17 protein-coding genes are annotated in these 15,085 nt (G+C 71.3%); 7 read left to right on the top strand and 10 right to left on the bottom strand.

The annotated features are described in order from the left end of the window. Nucleotides 1-48 precede the first annotated feature (48 nt). Nucleotides 49-636 carry a TetR/AcrR family transcriptional regulator gene (locus ABR571_RS14445; RefSeq protein WP_409453903.1) on the bottom strand — a complete coding sequence of 196 codons (588 nt, stop codon included), beginning with the start codon at nt 634-636 and terminating at the stop codon, nt 49-51. A gap of 85 nt (nt 637-721) precedes the next feature. Here ABR571_RS14445 and ABR571_RS14440 point away from each other — a divergent pair, with 85 nt between their 5' ends. Next, on the top strand, nt 722-2,044 hold the full coding sequence (locus ABR571_RS14440) for a cytochrome P450 (protein WP_409453902.1): 1,323 nt from the start codon (nt 722-724) through the stop codon (nt 2,042-2,044). Here the strand turns inward: ABR571_RS14440 and mptB are convergent. After that, nucleotides 2,028-3,503 carry a polyprenol phosphomannose-dependent alpha 1,6 mannosyltransferase MptB gene (gene mptB / locus ABR571_RS14435; RefSeq protein ID WP_409453901.1) on the bottom strand — a complete coding sequence of 492 codons (1,476 nt, stop codon included), beginning with the start codon at nt 3,501-3,503 and terminating at the stop codon, nt 2,028-2,030. The genes ABR571_RS14440 and mptB overlap by 17 nt on opposite strands. Nucleotides 3,504-3,633: 130 nt before the next feature. Between mptB and ABR571_RS14430 the strand changes: the two genes are divergently transcribed. Further along, complete coding sequence (locus tag ABR571_RS14430) at nt 3,634-4,089, top strand: hypothetical protein (protein WP_409453900.1); 456 nt, start codon at nt 3,634-3,636, stop codon at nt 4,087-4,089. Nucleotides 4,090-4,092: 3 nt separating this feature from the next. Here ABR571_RS14430 and ABR571_RS14425 read toward each other — a convergent pair whose 3' ends face one another. The 3 genes from ABR571_RS14425 to ABR571_RS14415 all read right to left on the bottom strand — a co-directional run bounded on the left by ABR571_RS14425 (nt 4,093) and on the right by ABR571_RS14415 (nt 6,756). Next, a complete protein-coding gene (locus ABR571_RS14425; RefSeq protein ID WP_409453899.1) occupies nt 4,093-5,466 on the bottom strand; it encodes a sensor histidine kinase in 1,374 nt (457 codons plus the stop codon). Further along, nucleotides 5,463-6,146, bottom strand: coding sequence for a response regulator (locus tag ABR571_RS14420; protein WP_409453898.1), 684 nt, complete (start codon nt 6,144-6,146; stop codon nt 5,463-5,465). The genes ABR571_RS14425 and ABR571_RS14420 overlap by 4 nt, the downstream gene beginning before the upstream one ends. A gap of 139 nt (nt 6,147-6,285) precedes the next feature. After that, nucleotides 6,286-6,756 (bottom strand): winged helix-turn-helix transcriptional regulator, encoded by a 471-nt coding sequence (locus ABR571_RS14415; RefSeq protein WP_409453897.1) that lies wholly within the window; start codon nt 6,754-6,756, stop codon nt 6,286-6,288. Between the two features lie 61 nt (nt 6,757-6,817). On the opposite strand from ABR571_RS14415, the gene ABR571_RS14410 reads away from it, so the two are divergent. Beyond that, the gene (locus tag ABR571_RS14410) at nt 6,818-7,270 is read left to right on the top strand and encodes an N-acetyltransferase family protein (protein WP_409453896.1); all 453 of its coding nucleotides are present in this window, start codon (nt 6,818-6,820) and stop codon (nt 7,268-7,270) included. A gap of 71 nt (nt 7,271-7,341) precedes the next feature. On the opposite strand, the gene ABR571_RS14405 is transcribed toward ABR571_RS14410, so the two are convergent. Genes ABR571_RS14405 through ABR571_RS14390 form a run of 4 tightly spaced genes read right to left on the bottom strand, consistent with a single transcriptional unit; the run spans nt 7,342 to nt 12,377 of the window. Further along, nucleotides 7,342-8,409, bottom strand: a complete 1,068-nt coding sequence (locus ABR571_RS14405) for a 5'-3' exonuclease H3TH domain-containing protein (RefSeq protein WP_409453895.1) — start codon at nt 8,407-8,409, stop codon at nt 7,342-7,344. 33 nt (nt 8,410-8,442) lie between these two features. Further along, complete coding sequence (locus ABR571_RS14400) at nt 8,443-9,429, bottom strand: asparaginase (RefSeq protein ID WP_409453894.1); 987 nt, start codon at nt 9,427-9,429, stop codon at nt 8,443-8,445. Between the two features lie 51 nt (nt 9,430-9,480). After that, on the bottom strand, nt 9,481-11,172 hold the full coding sequence (locus ABR571_RS14395) for an ATP-binding cassette domain-containing protein (protein ID WP_409453893.1): 1,692 nt from the start codon (nt 11,170-11,172) through the stop codon (nt 9,481-9,483). Beyond that, entirely contained in the window at nt 11,169-12,377 is a 1,209-nt protein-coding gene (locus tag ABR571_RS14390) for a nucleotidyltransferase family protein (RefSeq protein ID WP_409453892.1), read from the bottom strand. The genes ABR571_RS14395 and ABR571_RS14390 overlap by 4 nt, the downstream gene beginning before the upstream one ends. Before the next feature lie 185 nt (nt 12,378-12,562). Here ABR571_RS14390 and ABR571_RS14385 point away from each other — a divergent pair, with 185 nt between their 5' ends. Genes ABR571_RS14385 through ABR571_RS14370 form a run of 4 tightly spaced genes read left to right on the top strand, consistent with a single transcriptional unit; the run spans nt 12,563 to nt 14,419 of the window. Continuing rightward, on the top strand, nt 12,563-12,697 hold the full coding sequence (locus tag ABR571_RS14385; RefSeq protein ID WP_409453891.1) for a hypothetical protein: 135 nt from the start codon (nt 12,563-12,565) through the stop codon (nt 12,695-12,697). Nucleotides 12,698-12,745: 48 nt separating this feature from the next. After that, nucleotides 12,746-13,270, top strand: a complete 525-nt coding sequence (locus ABR571_RS14380) for a lasso peptide biosynthesis B2 protein (RefSeq protein WP_409453890.1) — start codon at nt 12,746-12,748, stop codon at nt 13,268-13,270. Next, complete coding sequence (locus ABR571_RS14375) at nt 13,215-14,138, top strand: hypothetical protein (protein WP_409453889.1); 924 nt, start codon at nt 13,215-13,217, stop codon at nt 14,136-14,138. The genes ABR571_RS14380 and ABR571_RS14375 overlap by 56 nt, the downstream gene beginning before the upstream one ends. Beyond that, nucleotides 14,135-14,419: a PqqD family peptide modification chaperone gene (locus tag ABR571_RS14370; protein ID WP_409453888.1), complete on the top strand. Its 285-nt coding sequence runs from the start codon at nt 14,135-14,137 to the stop codon at nt 14,417-14,419. The genes ABR571_RS14375 and ABR571_RS14370 overlap by 4 nt, the downstream gene beginning before the upstream one ends. A gap of 5 nt (nt 14,420-14,424) precedes the next feature. Here the strand turns inward: ABR571_RS14370 and ABR571_RS14365 are convergent. Beyond that, on the bottom strand, nt 14,425-15,085 hold a 661-nt coding region (locus tag ABR571_RS14365), incomplete at its 5' end, for a GTP pyrophosphokinase family protein (RefSeq protein ID WP_409453887.1).

Below are 15,085 nucleotides of genomic sequence, written 5' to 3'. Positions count from 1 at the left end.
GGCCGTCTATCTCGCCGACGTCCGCCCCGCTGTCCGCGAGATCGCCAACTAGGGCTGGGGTACCGAGGCGAGCCAGACCGCGGCCAGGCCCTCGGCGAGGTCGTCCGGGTCGGGAGAGTTCTCCGGATCGAGCAGCGACTGCAAGGCCAATCCGTCGCACGCCGCGATGACCAGCGTCGCCACAGCCCGGCACCGCGGGTCGTCGGCATCCGCGCCGTCACCCAGGGACGCGGCGACGAGCGCGGCCACCATCGTCCGCGCGCGCCGGTAGTGCTCGGCCAGCTGCGCCCTGAGCTCGGGGACCCGCAGTGCCTGGGCGAGCGCCTCGACGTAGGCCTGCAGGATCGAGTGCCGCTCGGGCAGCCGCTCGAGCGCCGCCACCCAGGTCGCACTGGCCCGCTGCAGCGGCGTCGCGGCCGGATCGGACATCACGTAGTCGGCCAGCTGGGTCGCCCAGTCCTCGAACGACGCCTCGATCGCGGCGTTCAGCAACGCCGCTTTGGAGCCGAAGTGGTAGCCGATGCTCGCCAGGTTGGTGTCGGAGGCGGCGACGAGGTCGCGCGCGGTGATGTGCGCGTAGCCCTGCTCCTCGAGCAGCCGGCGGGCGGCGATCAGCAGCTCTTCGCGGTGGCCCACGCCGACGACAGTAGCCGAGCTATCTAGACAAGCGTCTTATACAAGCGTATATCTGGGAGGTCGGCCAGATCTCCGGAGGTGCCGCATGGCCCTGACCGAACAGTTCGTCGTCGAGCGCGAACTGCCCGCCACGCTGCGCCTGCCGCCCGGGCCGAAGCTCCCGGTCGCCCTGCAGACGATCCTTTTTCTCACCCAGCGCGACGTCGCAGCCCCCCGGTGGCAACGGCGGTACGGCGACGTCTTCTCGATCCACATCGCGCCGGCCGGTCGCGCTGTCGTGCTGACCCGGCCCGAGCACATCCGCGAGGTGTTCGCCGGGCCGGCCGACACGTTCCACGCCGGCGAAGGCAACGCGATCCTCGGGCCGATCATGGGGGAGCACTCGGTACTGCTGCTCGACGAGGACGCGCACAAGGCCGCCCGGAAGAAGGTCATGTCCGCCTTCCACGGCGGAGCGATGCGCGGCTGGGGCGAGGTCGTCGAGCAACTGGCCGCCGACAGCGTGGCGACCTGGCCGGTCGGTGTGCCGTTCGCCGTCCATCCGCGGATGAACGACGTCAGCCTCGAGGTGATCCTGCGCATCGTCTTCGGCGTCACCGACGAGGCCCGGATGGCCGAGCTCCGCCCGCTGCTGCAACGCCTGGTCAAGATCGGCCCGACGATCTTCCTGGGCTGGATGTACCCGCGACTCGAGCGAGTGGGTCCGTGGCGCCGCTTCGCCCAGCTCAAGGACGCCGTCGACCAGCTGATCTACGACGAGATCGCCGAACGCCGTCAGGTGGCCGACCTGGCCGAACGCCGCGACGTGCTCTCGAAGTTGCTGGTCGCCGATCCCGCGCAGAGCGACGCGGAACTGCGCGACCACCTGATCACGCTGTTGCTGGCCGGGCACGAGACGACGGCCTCCACGCTGGCCTGGACGTTGCACGACCTGGCCCGCCGCCCGCAGCTGCTGGCCCGGGTCCAGCGCGCCGCCGACGAGAACGATGACGCGTATCTCGAGGCGACCGTCAAGGAGGCGATGCGGCTGCGACCGGTCATCGACAGCGTCGCCCGGCGGTTGAACAAGCCCGTGCAGATCGCCGGCTACGACCTCCCGGCCGGCGTCGTGATCTTCCCGTCGATCCAGCTCGTCCAGCGCCGCGAGGAGATCTTCGCCGCGGCGGCGGAGTTCCGCCCGGAACGCTTCCTGGGCAAGAACCCGCCGCCGGCGACGTGGATCCCGTTCGGGGGCGGGCTGCGTCGCTGCCTCGGCGCCGCGCTGGCCACCGTCGAGGCGCAGGCGGTGCTGAAGGCGGTTCTCCAGCGGGTGGAGATCGCGCCGGGCGGGCCGGCGGAGCGGGCGAAGACGCGCAACATCACCACCGTCCCGGCCCGCGGCGCCCGGCTCGTCAGCTTCCGGCGCTGATTGGCTGGGCCCGGATCCCGGCTCGGCGGCGCAGCGCCGACACGACCACCGTCGCTCCGGCCACCACGCCCAGGCCGCAGCCGGAGATGACGTTCGCCGTCATCGGAGTGAAGCCGATCGGGTTGAGCAGGCACCCGGCACTGCAGAGCGCGAGGACGGCGATGCGGCGCGACCCGTTCGCCGCCGGGGCCAGGCAGACGACGCCCCACAGCAGGTACCACGGATAGAGCACCGGGGCGAGCAGGGCAACGGCCAGCAACGAATAGCCGACCGTGCGCTCGAGGGCGCGTTGTCGCGCGGTGGCGATCAGGTAGGCGACGAGGCAGATCATCGCGGTGATGACGGTGATCCGGGCACCGGCGGCGAGGTCGTCGTACGAGGCGCCGCGCACGATCGGCGTGAACAGCTTGGCGATGCCGGTGGCGATCGTGAACGGGGGATGCGCCGAGAACTGCTTGCTCACCGTCCACAGCCAGCCGAAGCCGTCCGGCACCACCACGCCGACGACTGCCGCGGCGGCCACGGCGACGGCCGCGTCACGCCCGAGCAGCTGCCAGCCCGAGACGGTGCGCCGGCCCAGCCAGTGGACGGCCATGATGGCCGGCAGCACCACGAACGCCTGTCCGGACACCGAACCGGCCAGGCAGGCGAGCACGATGGCCAGTAGCCAGCGGCGCTGATTGGCGAGCCGGAGGGCGGCCAGGATCAGCGCGGCCATGACGCCGTCCAGATGACAGGCCGACACCACGTAGAGCAGTAGCAGCGGGTTCAGGATCGTCAGCGTGAGTGCACGCGAACGGCGCGTGCCGGCCAGATCGGCGGCCAGGGCGGCGATCGCGACGGCGGCCAACACGCCGATGATGCGCAGCACGACCACGGCACCCAGTGCGCTGCCGGCGCCGATGGACACCGACAAGTGCTCGATCAACGTCCCGAGCGGACCCACGCCGCTGGGGCCGCCGCGCGCGCTCGGCTCGATCGCCGCCACGATCGAGCTGCCGCCGCCCAACCGGTTGGCGCCGAAGTCGTACGGACTCAGGCCATGGCGCTGCAGCAGGCCGAACGCGGTGTAGCTGTAGACGGTGGTGTCCATGAACGGCGGGCCCAGCGCGAACGGCGCCATCCATGCCGCGGCCACGGACCAGACGCGGCTCTCGGGCGGGTTGACGCGGCGGACGAACTCGACCACCCAGATCCAGGTGAGGACGAGTGCGACGACGCCGGCCAACATGATCACGCCCGGCACCCAGTCGCCGAGTGAGACCCCATGGGAGTCCTGCAGGCCGAACCACGACGTCAGCGAGTGGGTCGCCCGCGTCGCCCCGACGCGGCCCCCGGCCACGACGACGACGCTGGACAGGGCGAAGCCGAGCAGGCCGAAGGCCAGCATCGGCCGTCGGGCCACCTTGCGGCGTCCGACGTCGAGACCGTGCAGTGCCTTCTCGGCCAGATCGTTCATGGGTGCCTGACATTATGGAGTGACCCCGACGACGCGCTGTTCTTACCGGATCCGAACATGGATCGGCCCTGCCGCGAACGTCCGGCGGTCACAGTGGATCCAGCGACGGAAACCACTACGAGGAGCGACCATGTATCGCAGAATTCTGCTCGGCGGGATCACCGCCGCCGCCATCGTCGGCGCCGGCGGCACCGCCATCGCGCTGACCGGATCGGACAGCACGAACGGGACGACGACGGCCACGGCGTCGGCCCACCCCGGCAAGGACAAGATGAAGGGCAAGGGCAAGCTGCTGCGCAACCTCGCCCACGCGCAAATCGTCACCAAGGGCAAGGACGGCTTCGTCACGCACACGCTGATCAACGGAACGGTCACGTCGGTGTCGGCCACGTCGATCACCGTGCAGGCGGCCGACAAACACAGCCAGACGTTCGTCGTCGACAAGGACACCAAGGTGCGGATGCGGACGAACGGAAAGGGTGCGGCGTCGTCCATCGACAAGGTGGCGAAGGGCGATCACGTGATGGCGACCGGAACTGGGACGTCGACGGTCACGGCCAAGCACGTGGTCGACATCAAGAAGTAGCGGTCAGCCAGAAGGCGCGGCCGGGAGGCGCACGGTGAACCGTGCGCCTCCTTCGCCGGCCGAGCCGGCCTCGATCGTGGCAACGAGCCGGCGGATCAAGCCGTGCACGATCGCCAGTCCCAGCCCGCTGCCGACCTGCCGAACGCCGCGGTACCGCTCGTAGAGCACGCCCTGCTCGAAGGCGACGGGCAGGTCGGCGTCGGCCAGCCCGGGCCCGCCGTCACGCACCTCGATCACGATCCAGCCCGGCTCCGGACGGGCCGCGAGCACGATAGGCGCTCCGGCGGGCGTCACCCGCAGCGCGTTGTCGAACAGTCCGTCGAGCGCTTGGCGCAAGCGCGCGGCGTCGGTGATCGTCCACAGCGGGGACGCAGGAACCTCGAAGTGGAACCGCACCCCGCTGGCCGCGCAGCGATCGCCCCACACGCGGGCCGCGCCGGCGGCGAGACCGGCGACATCCACCGGCGCGAACTCGATGCGGAAGTCGTCGGCGCCGAGCCGGGCCAGGTCGAGCAGGTCACCGACGAGCCGCTCGAGCCGCTTGGCTTCGGCGAGCATCACCTCGCCGACGTGCGCGGCCTCGCCGGACGGAATCACCTCGCCGGCCAGCGATTCGGCGTAGCCGGCGATCGCGGTCAACGGCGTCCGCAGGTCGTGCGAGACCGACAGCAGGAAGTTGCGCTGCCGCTGCTCGGACTGACGCAGGGCAGCGGCGAGCGCGTTGACCGCCTCGCTGACCTCGACCACCTCGGCCGGCCCGTCGGCCGCGAGCGTGACGTCGCGATTGCCCGCGGCGAGCGAGTGCGCGGCCGCCGCGGCCCGGCGCAGCGGGCGGGCCAGCCGCCAGGCGACAAAGAGCCCGAGCAGGGCCGCGGCTGCCCCGGCGATCAACAGGGCGACGGCGATCCGGCGCAACGCGCGCTCGTTCTGCGCCACGGCGTCGGTGCGCCGCTGGACGAGAACGATGCCCGCACCGTCGACCGCCCGGCCCTCGACGAACACGGTGGTGCCGTCGACCGTGCGGGTGGCCGACACGTCGTTCCCGGCGAGCAGCGCGGCGACGTCGGCGGCGGTGACCGCTCGGCGGACGATCGGGAAGGCGGTGGCGATAGTCGCGTTCCTACGCACGATCCCGCTGCGCACGTTCAGCCCCTGCAGGGCCGTGCGCAGCCGGCCCTGGGCGCCGGCGCCGGTCCTCGCGTTGCCGGCCACGGACTGCGTCACGTCGGCGAGGCGACCGAGCGTCTTGCGGGCGGTGTCCGCCCCGTTGTTGCGGATCAGCCCGGTCGCGAGCGCGCCGGCCAGCACAGCCGTGACGACGGCGATGCCGACGCTCAGCAGTGAGATCCGGGTCGCGAGCGACGCCCGCTTCCTCATTCGGCTGAGTACCCGACGCCGCGGACGGTGCGGATCGGGCTGGCCGCACCGAGCTTGGCCCGGAGCTGGGCGATGTGGACGTCCACCGTCCGGGTGCCCGCGACCGCCGAGTAGCCCCACACCTCGCTGAGCAGCTGCTCGCGAGTGACGACCCGGCCCGGACGCCGGATCAGGTAGGCGAGGAGGTCGAACTCGGTGGCGGTGAGCGTCAGCTCCTGGTCGCCGTGGAAGACCCGGCGCTGCGTGGTGTCGACCGTCAGCCCACCGAGCGTGCGCGGGGCGGCGTCGGGCGTCCCGTTCACCCGCCGTAGGACGCCCGTCACGCGGGCCACGAGCTCGCGTGGGGAGAACGGCTTGGTCACGTAGTCGTCGGCGCCGAGCTCGAGCCCGACCACCCGGTCGACCTCGTCGTCGCGGGCGGTGACGAACAGGACCGGCGTCCAGTCCTCGGCGGCGCGCAGCCGTCGACAGATCTCGACGCCGTCGATGCCGGGCAGACCCACGTCGAGAATGATGGCCGCCGGCTTGAACCGGCGGACGGCGTCGAGGGCGGTATCGCCGGAGTTCTCGACATGTACGCCGTAGCCGGCATTGACCAGATTGAGCCGGATGACGTCGGCGATCGCCGGCTCGTCCTCGACCACCAGGACGAGGCCGCGCGCGCGGGCGGTGGCGGACACGCCCGAACTGTAGTGCGGCGACGGCGTCGCGAACGTCAGAGCTTCGTTCGGGTTGCAACGCCTCGGTGTGTGGCTACCCAGCGGGGCGACGCGCCGACGTATTACCCGCCCGGCCGCCACACACGAGTCCGAGGCTCGGTCAGGAGGCGATGGGCCTGGCGCCGGGGCCGGGGGCCGCCTCGGTGTCGCGCGGTGTCAGGACCGTGTCGTCGGCGCTGCACCGCACGTCGACCCGCACGAGGTGGCCGCAGTCCTTGTGCCGGATCTCCCACGGCCGCCCGGCCTCGTCGGCGTAGTGCTTGTCGCCGAATTGGGCGAGGGCGACGAGCACGGGGAAGAGGTCCCAGCCCTTGGCGGTGAGCCGGTACTCGTTGCGCTTGCGCTGACCCGGCCGGCGGTACTCGCGGGTCTCGAAGATGCCCTCGGCCACGAGGGTGCGCAGGCGGTCGGCGAGGACCGCCTCGGACAGCCCGACATGTCGGCGGAAGTCGTCGAAGCGGTGGACGCCGTTGGCCGCGTCGCGGATCAGCAGCATCGTCCACTTCTCGCCGACGACGGCGAGGGTGCGCTGGACGGAGCAGCGGTCGGTGTCGAAGTCGAGCCAACTCATCCCGTCACCATAGCTGACTATTCAATTGACAGTCAGCATCGAACGGTTCTAGCTTCCAGATATGAAGTCAGAGTCGCTCGTCGTCCGGCCGTGGCAGCACGGCGATTTCGCTCTGCTGGCCGCCGCCGCACCGAAGTTGTCCGAGCGGACGCTGCGGCTGCGGTTCTGGGGCGCGGTCCCGACCCTGCCGCCGAGCTACCTGCGCAGCACCGAGCAGCGGTGGCCGCGATTGTGGGACGCGGTCACCGCGGTGGACGGCGGCGAGCTGATCGGGTGGGCCGAGTACGGCCGCAACGCCGCCCAGCCGGACACCGCCGACGTCGCCGTCTGCGTGATCGACGTCGAGCAGGGCCATGGCGTGGGGACGGCGCTGGTCGACCTGCTGGTCGAGCGGGCGCGCGGGGCCGGGCTGGTCAGCGTCCACGCCGACATCGCGCCCTGGAACGAGCCGGCCCGCCGCGTCTGGACCCGGGTAACCGGAACCCGGGCGCCGACCTACGCCCTGGCCGGCTGACCCCTCCCCGCTTTGCACCTTTCAGCGCTGCTTTTCCGACCCGGTAGCGACCCTGAAAGGTGCAAAGCGGATCAGTCGAAGAGCGAGAGCTGGGCGGGTTCGGGCCGGCGAGCCGGCAGCTTGGGCAGCCGGGGCCGGGCGAAGCCGTCGCTCGGCTCGATCCACGAGGGAAGTGGGGCCCGCGGCTGCTCGAGCCGGTCCGGGTCGGCGGAGGCCAGCACGCACAGCGCCTCGTTCACCGACCACACAAGCTGGTGCTCGCGGAAGACGCGCGCGACCGCGTCGGCCGGCAGCGGCAGGACGCCCGGGCCCGCGACGAGGTCGAGGTCCATCGGCACATCGGCGTGCATGGTCATGACCTGGCAGTTGAGTTCCCAGGCGGCCCGGGCGGCGGGGTCGGCCAGCTTGGCCGCCAGCCCCGCGCCGAACTTCGTCCGCACGGCGTCCCGATCGGCGAAGGCCGCGGCCGCGCTGCCGAACTCCTGCAGCAGCCGCGCGGCGGTGCGCGGGCCGATGCCCCGGACGCCGGGCAGGTTGTCCGACGGGTCGCCGCGCAGCGCCGCATAGTCACGGTACTGCTCAGGCCGGATGCCGAGCAGCATGACCAGCCGGTCGGCGTTCATCAGCGGTGACGCCTCGACGCCACCGTTGATGATCCGCAGGACCCGGGTGGTGTCGTCGATCAGGGCGAACGCGTCGCGATCGGACGTGACGACGACCGCCGTGGCACCGAGCCTTGCCGCCTGGGCCGCGGTCGAGGCAAGGACGTCGTCGGCCTCGAGGCCGGGAGGGACGACGACGGCGACGCCGAGTTCGCGCAGCACCTCGACCGCGCATTGCAACTGGTCGATCAGGCTGTCCAGCTTGTCGACCCGGGTGGCCTTGTAGGTGGGCCAGCGGTCGCGGCGTACCGACTTGCCCGGATCGTCGAAACCGACGACGACGGCCGCCGGACGGATGCGGTCGACCGCGGCGACCAGCTGCATCAGCAGTCCGCGCACCGCCCAGCACGGGCGGCCGTCCGCCGTGTGCGACGCCGTGCGGGCCTGGGCGTGGAAGCTGCGGTGGACGAGGGAGTTGCCGTCGATGACCAGGACCACTGGCGCCGCGTCGCCCCGTTCGTCCTGCACGTCGTCCACTCTGACACGGACCTCCGTCAAAAGATCCGCGGGTCAGCCGAACGCGGCGAACGCGTCGGCGATGTCGGCGCGGGAGGCACCGGCCGCGACGAGCAGCCGGAGCAGCACCCGGGCCTTGAACGGGTGCAGGAACCCGCCGCGGACGAGGCCGCGGGACAACAGGTCGCGCTCGCCGCCGGGCGCGCCGTAGGTGTTGGCCAGCACGGCGCCGGCACCGACCCGCGAGCACAGCACGATCGGCATGGCGTCGTTGATCTCGACCAGCACCGGCACGAGCTCGGCGGGCACGTGCCCCGCGCCGAAGCCGGCCACGACCAGTCCCTGATGGCTGTGCGACGGACCTTCCAGCAACTTCCCGTCGTCGTCCAACGTCGTCGTGTAGAGGGCGACCAGCGTGCCGGCGACGCTCTCGCGCGTCCAGCCGGTGATGCGACGTCGGGCCGGAAGGCCGGCCAGGAACTGCGGTGTGCCCTCCACGACGTGACCGATCGGGCCGACGTCGGGCGAGACGAAGGCGGCCGGGCTGGTGGTGTGGGACTTGCGGACGTGCCGCGCGGAGTGGATCTCGTCGAGGAACGGGACGAGCACGCCGCGCGAGCGGGCCTCGGGTGCCGACGCGACCTGCAGTGCCGCCAGCAGGTTGGCCGGCCCGTCCGCGCCCGGCATCGTCGGGTTCCGCATGGCACCGGTGACGATGAACGGCTCGTCGCGCGTCCACACCGAGTCGATGAGGAACGCGGTCTCTTCCAGGCTGTCGGTGCCCTGGGTGAGGACGATGCCGATCGCCCCCTCGGCGACGGCCTGCTCGGCCGCGTCGACGACGTCCAGCACGTGGTCGAAGGTGAGGGACGCGCTCGGCACGGCGGCCGGGTCGTGGACCCGGACCTCGACGGGGAAGTCGCCGACCGTGCTGACCAGCTCGCTGCCGCGCAGCCGGGCGACCACACCACCGGCCGGCGCTGCCGTCATGGAGATGGTTCCGCCGAGCGCGAAGTACGCGACGTGATCGCCGGTCGGCATGGTGGTGGTCCTCTCGGGCAGGCGGGCAGGGTCGCGCAACGCACAGTTTGGTCAGGCCGGACGCAACGATCCGTTCTCAAGATGCAGAGCGATCGTCGCTCGGGTTCGGGCATGTTCGGTGATCCGGTGGGTGACGAGGATGACCGCGCGGCTGCTGTCGAGCAGGTGCTCGAGGACCCGTTGCTCGATGGCTCCGTCCAGGGCGCTGGTCGCCTCGTCGAGCAGGAGCAGCTCCGGCTGGCGGAGCAGGGCGCGCGCGATGCTCAGCCGCTGCTGCTCGCCCCCCGACAACTCGGCCGACTCGTGCAGAACGGTCCCGAGACCGCTGGGCAGTGCGGCGACGACGTCATCGAGGCAGGCCCCGCGCAATGCGGCCCAGACCTGCGCCTCATCGACGTTGCGGCCGGGCGGAAGAGACCACGTCAGGTTCTCGAGCATCGAGCCGGGCACGAGGAGCGTCTGTTGCGGGACGTACCCCAGCCGGGCGCGCCACCCGGCGAGGTCCCGCAACGGAGCACCGTCGACGAGGACCTCACCCTCGTCGGGTGCGAGCAGGCCGAGGACCACGTCGAGCAACGTGCTCTTGCCCGCCCCGCTCGCCCCGGTCAGCGTGACGAGACCGCCGCGAGGGACGTCCAGGGACACCGAGGAGAACACCGGTGCGGCCTGCTCCTGGTAGCGGACGGCAACGTTGCGCAGCGACAGCAGGGGCGCGCCGGTGACGGTCGGCGTCGGCGCCGATCCCGCCGGCTCGGTTCGGCGCTCGCTGTGCCGGGACGCTTCGCGGCCGAATTCGGTGAGCCGGTCGAGCGCCGGTGAGTCGTTGGCGAAATTCTGCAGCGAGCCCATCAGCACCTGCGCCGCACCGAGGATGCGCGTGGCGATCACGGCCAGCGCGGCGAGCGCGGCGAACGACAGCCCGCTCGCCCGTCCGATCAGGATCAGGACAAGGACGGCGAGGACCACGATCACGCCGAGCCCGGCCATCACGGCTGACGATCTGAGGACGAAGGCGCGGCGCACCTCGCGGAACCGCCGGGCCTCGTCGGCGACGATCTTCGACCAGGTGGCGGACGCGTCGTGCGCGCGCATCAGCCGGATGGAGGAGAGCGAGTCGGTGACCGCGGCGCCGAACGTCTCCGTCCGTTCGTTCATCGTGCGACCGAGGACGGAGGAGGAACGGATGGACCGGCGGGAGACTCCGGCGACGATCACAAGGGCCAGGGCAGTCAGTCCGCCGAGCAGCGGGGTGATCAGGATGGCCACGGCGACCGTGGCGGCGAGCACGAGCGCCGAGACGATCATGTTCAAGAGGGTGACCAGCGCGGACTGCGCCCGTTCCACCTCTGTGGTCAGCCGCTGGACGATGTGGCTGCGCCGCTGTCCGGCCAGGTAGCGCCACTCGGCGGTGTAGAGGTCGTCGAGCAGCCGCAGCCGCAGTCCGTCGATCGTGATGAGCCGGATGTCGACAGACCGCACGGCCACCCGCCACTGACCGAAGGCCCGGATGCAGACGACGACGATGACGAGGACGAACGCACGCGTGACCGTCAGGTCGATCCCCAGACCCGGCACCGTCAGGTCGTCGCGGCCCGACACCGACTGCAGGATCGGCGCCAGCAGTGTCAGGCCGGCGCCTTCGGTCACCGCCACCAGCAGTTGCAGGGCGAGCAGCCGTGCGACGGCGCCGCGGCCGACCGTCGCGGCCATCAGGCCGAGGTAGGAACCGGCGCGACGGATCATCGGACATCCGGGCGGACCGGGCCGCCGGCCCCGCCCGCGCGGCCGGCCCCGCTCGGGCCGCCGCCCATCCAGATGGCCACCTTGGACAGCAGGCGACCCAACCGCCGGGCGACCAGGCGGGGCAACGCCGCCCACGCCGACGACGCGGTGAGGCCGGCCACCGAACCGGCCGGCAGCGCCGCCGCGGCCACCGCGATCCGCAGGTCGGCCGGCGCCCGGCTGGCCGACAGGCGATATCTGGTCGCCCGCCACATGTGCGCGCCGGGCACCGCGTTCTCCGCGAGGACCGGCCGGTCCTGCGCGCGCCGCGCGCGGTCGGCGGCGCGGCCCGACACCGTCCGCAGCTGATCCTGCACCGAGGGCGGCAGGCCGTCCGGCAGACCGACGCAGCTGTCGGTCACCGCCAGGGTGGCCAGCTCCAAGCGGGACAGTTCCCGGGCCGTCCACACGTCGGGCGCCCGGGCCAGCCGGTGGACGTCGACGAGGCTGCGCAGCCAGCGCCACTCGTCCTTCGCGGCGTGATGGCAGGTGTGGCTGAACGCCGCAGCGGCACTGAGGGTCGCGACGGTGATGCCCGGCAACTCGACGTCGACGCGGTGCGACCAGGCGGTCTCGAAGTCCGGCAGGGCGGACAGCGTCGGGTCGAGGCGCCAGTGGACGTCGACCGAACTGTGGGGCCCGTCGAAGGTCATCTCGTTGTACGTGCGGAGGACGTGCCGCCAAGCCCACGACGCCGGGTCGCCGGGATTGGGCGCGCGGACCGCCCAGCCCGCGCCCATCAGCAGCCGGAAGGTCTCCTCGACCGATTCGGCGGCGACGAACACATCGATGTCACCGCCTCCGCGCCCGTCCACCGCCCCGGTTGTCTGGACGGCCAGCGCGGGCCCTTTCAAGGACAGCCAGCGGATGCCGGCGGCGGAGAACATGGCGGCGATCCGGCCGATCTCGAGACTCTGCACCATGATCGACCGCTGGGCGCGCCGGCGCTGCGTGCTCAGCTGCTCGGGAATGGGCGCCGGGAGCTCGAGAGCGTCGGCGTGCTCGCCGAGCAATTCGACCAAGCGGTGCCGGTAGACGGCCGCCAGCAGCTCGTGCGGCGTCAGGTTGCTGGGCTCCGATGGCCGGGGCGAACGGCCGGATTCCAGCGCGAGGGCCGACCGCGCCCAAACCCGCACGCGCTCCGTCGCGGCAGGGCTCGGATCCACCGGCTGAGAGTATCCGTGCGCAAGCCGCCGGGCTGGACGTCGCCGTGCGCGCGCGGGCATTTCGCCCTAATGCGGCAGGGCGGTCGAACTGACCCGGTTTCGAGTCGAGGGATTTCCGCTTTGGTGCTAACTTTCTGCTCCCGGGCTCGTTGATCGAGTAAGAGCCTTTGTGAAAGGGAATGCGAATGAGCGAGAGCACCGAGCGCAAGGTCTACGTCGCGCCCGTCCTTGAGTCCCTCAGCGTCACCGAGACCACGGACGTGGGTGTCGGCGTCGGTGTCGGCGTCGGTGTCGGCGTCAGCGTCAGCGTCGGGAGCTGACCGCTTTGTAAGGTCCCGTGTTCTCGGCCGAATGCGCCCGCGAACGTCATGAGTGATCATGGCCGGCGGGCGCATCGTCGTCTCCTCGCCACCCTCGACCCGTTCGTCTTCGGCATCTCCTGGATCCTGCTGGGGCTCAGCCGCCTCGCCATCGTCAGCGGTGTGCCGGTCACCCGTCTGGCCGGCCGAACGGGCGCGAGTTCACAACCGGCTACTCCGAGCCCGCGCGACGAACGATGGGCCGGCCTGATCGCCCGGCAGGTCGGCCGGGCAGCAGCTCGCACGCCCTGGCGTTCGCAGTGCTATCCCCAGGCGGTGGCCGCCCGCCTGGAGCTGAAGGCTGCGAGGGTTGCCCACACCGTCTTCTTCGGGTTGCGCCGCGACGGGAACGGCGATCTGGTCGCGCACGCCTGGGTGCAGGTGGGCGATCGTGTCGTCGTCGGTGGCGATGCGATGGGCTATACGGTTGTCGCGGCGTTCCCGTGGCCCAATTGTTCCCGTGATGTCAGGATGTCCGGTGCCAAGTTACGTCTGTTACGGGCTCACGCTGCAAAGCGAAATCGAGCTGCCTGAGCTCGACTCGCGCGCCGTGGGCCAGAGGTCCGGCGACGGCGCAGACATCGTCATCCAGTTCGGCGCCCTGTCCGGGCCATCACCATCCGCGGCCATCGTCGCCGGAGGACTGTGGCGAAGTGCGACGGCCTGCGGGTTGGCCGTCGAGGACGTCGCCCGGTTCGAGGCGCGCGACGGTGCCCGCATCGTCATCGATCCGGTCCCCCGCGCCGACGAACGGGCGATCCGCCTGTTCCTCCTCGGCACCGTCATGGGCGCGGTGATGATGCAGCGGGGTCACCTCGTGCTGCACGGCAACGGCTTGCGGATGGGGGATGCCTGCGCGGTGGTGGTCGGCCATTCCGGCACCGGCAAGTCGACGCTCGCCGCCGAGTTCGCCCGCCGCGGCTTGAGCGTCCTGTCCGACGATGTCGTGCCGGTCGACGGTCGCGGACGGGCGCTGCCGGGCTACCCGCGCATCAAGCTGTGGGAGGACTCGCTCCCGCAGTTCGGTCTGGCGCCGGACGGTCTCGAGCGGGTCCGGGCCGAGGCGCCCAAGTACAGCGTCCCCATCGCCGCCGGCGACGCTGCCAGCTTGCCGGTCCGCTGGGTCTACGCCCTGGAAACCCACGACGAGCCGGACCTGACGCTGGCCCCCTTGACCGGCATCGCCAAGTTCGCGTTGCTCAGCGAGCACACCTACCGGCGGCAGCTGCTCGTCGGCGAGGCCGCCGTTTGGCAGCACGCGCAACTGTGCGCGACCGTCGGCGAACAGGCTCAGATCGCTCGGATCCTCCGTCCGGCTGGGACGATGACTCCGGCGGCCACGGCCGACTTCATCCTGAACGACATCGAGACGAAGCACGGCGCGAGGAGCGGACTCAGATGATCAGCGTTGACGAGACGAGCGCCTACCTGCGCCGCCCCGACCTGAACGCCGTCGTGATGGACGGCGAACTCGTCATGATGGGCGTGGAGCAGGGTGAGTACTTCGGTCTGCGCGACGTCGCCGCGACGATCTGGGAAGCCCTCGCCGAGCCGGCAACGCTGGACCAGCTCTGTGCCGCGGTCAGCGCGGAGTACGCGGTGACACCCGAAGCGTGCCGCGCCGATGTGGCCGCGTTCCTCGACCAGATGCTGGACAAGAAGCTGATCAACCGCGTCGGCTGACGGGGTTACGTGGGACGCCCGGACAGTTTTTCCAGGCGGTTGGTCAGTAGCGGGATCCGATGCGCGTTTCCCGTCAGCGCCACGTACCGCGCGCCGAAGATGGCGAGGAGCGCGTCATCGAGGCGGCGCACGGCGCCCGCAGGGTATTGATAGCCCATCCGCTTGATCAGCGCATCCATGTCGACCGACGCCAGGAGGCCGCCCAGCTCGTCGAGTGAGGTGATGCCGAGTTCGAGCAGCAGCCCGGACATCCATCCGTAGTGATTGCTGCGCGACCAGCTCGCATCGGGGTACTGCGACGCGAGGAAGGTCGCCAGTTCCTGCGGGCTGATCCGGGGATCGGCCGGGTCGAGATCCGGACGCAGCTCGGACAATGAGGCCTGGATCCGGTTACGGATCTCGGAGAACTCGCGATCGGCCAGCTCCAGCAAACCAGCGGCGAGGGTGAAGCGGCGATCCAGATCCGGCGCGTGCTCGGCGGGCACCACGCCTTTGTAGCGGATGTCGTGCTCGAACTCCGCCCACGCATGCTGAAGGACCGTGCGTACCTGCACCGAGGCGGCCCGCTCGGGCACCGCGGCCGAAGACAGGAGCAGGTGTCGGCTGGCATAGCCGAAGCGGCCGGCGCGCGCGGTCTCCTCCCCCAGGTCCCGGTCATCGATGACC

This window comes from Jatrophihabitans sp., assembly GCF_046262535.1.
Classification (GTDB): Bacteria; Actinomycetota; Actinomycetes; order Mycobacteriales; family Jatrophihabitantaceae; genus Jatrophihabitans.
This window is presented reverse-complemented; position numbering and strand designations above follow the sequence as displayed.

Coding starts and splice junctions, on each gene's coding strand:
- ABR571_RS14440 (WP_409453902.1), top strand. CDS start 722: ATGGCCCTGACCGAACAGTTCGTCGTCGAGCGCGAACTGCCCGCCACG.
- mptB (WP_409453901.1), bottom strand. CDS start 3,503: ATGAACGATCTGGCCGAGAAGGCACTGCACGGTCTCGACGTCGGACGC.
- ABR571_RS14430 (WP_409453900.1), top strand. CDS start 3,634: ATGTATCGCAGAATTCTGCTCGGCGGGATCACCGCCGCCGCCATCGTC.
- ABR571_RS14425 (WP_409453899.1), bottom strand. CDS start 5,466: ATGAGGAAGCGGGCGTCGCTCGCGACCCGGATCTCACTGCTGAGCGTC.
- ABR571_RS14415 (WP_409453897.1), bottom strand. CDS start 6,756: ATGAGTTGGCTCGACTTCGACACCGACCGCTGCTCCGTCCAGCGCACC.
- ABR571_RS14410 (WP_409453896.1), top strand. CDS start 6,818: ATGAAGTCAGAGTCGCTCGTCGTCCGGCCGTGGCAGCACGGCGATTTC.
- ABR571_RS14400 (WP_409453894.1), bottom strand. CDS start 9,429: ATGCCGACCGGCGATCACGTCGCGTACTTCGCGCTCGGCGGAACCATC.
- ABR571_RS14395 (WP_409453893.1), bottom strand. CDS start 11,172: ATGATCCGTCGCGCCGGTTCCTACCTCGGCCTGATGGCCGCGACGGTC.
- ABR571_RS14385 (WP_409453891.1), top strand. CDS start 12,563: ATGAGCGAGAGCACCGAGCGCAAGGTCTACGTCGCGCCCGTCCTTGAG.
- ABR571_RS14380 (WP_409453890.1), top strand. CDS start 12,746: ATGAGTGATCATGGCCGGCGGGCGCATCGTCGTCTCCTCGCCACCCTC.
- ABR571_RS14370 (WP_409453888.1), top strand. CDS start 14,135: ATGATCAGCGTTGACGAGACGAGCGCCTACCTGCGCCGCCCCGACCTG.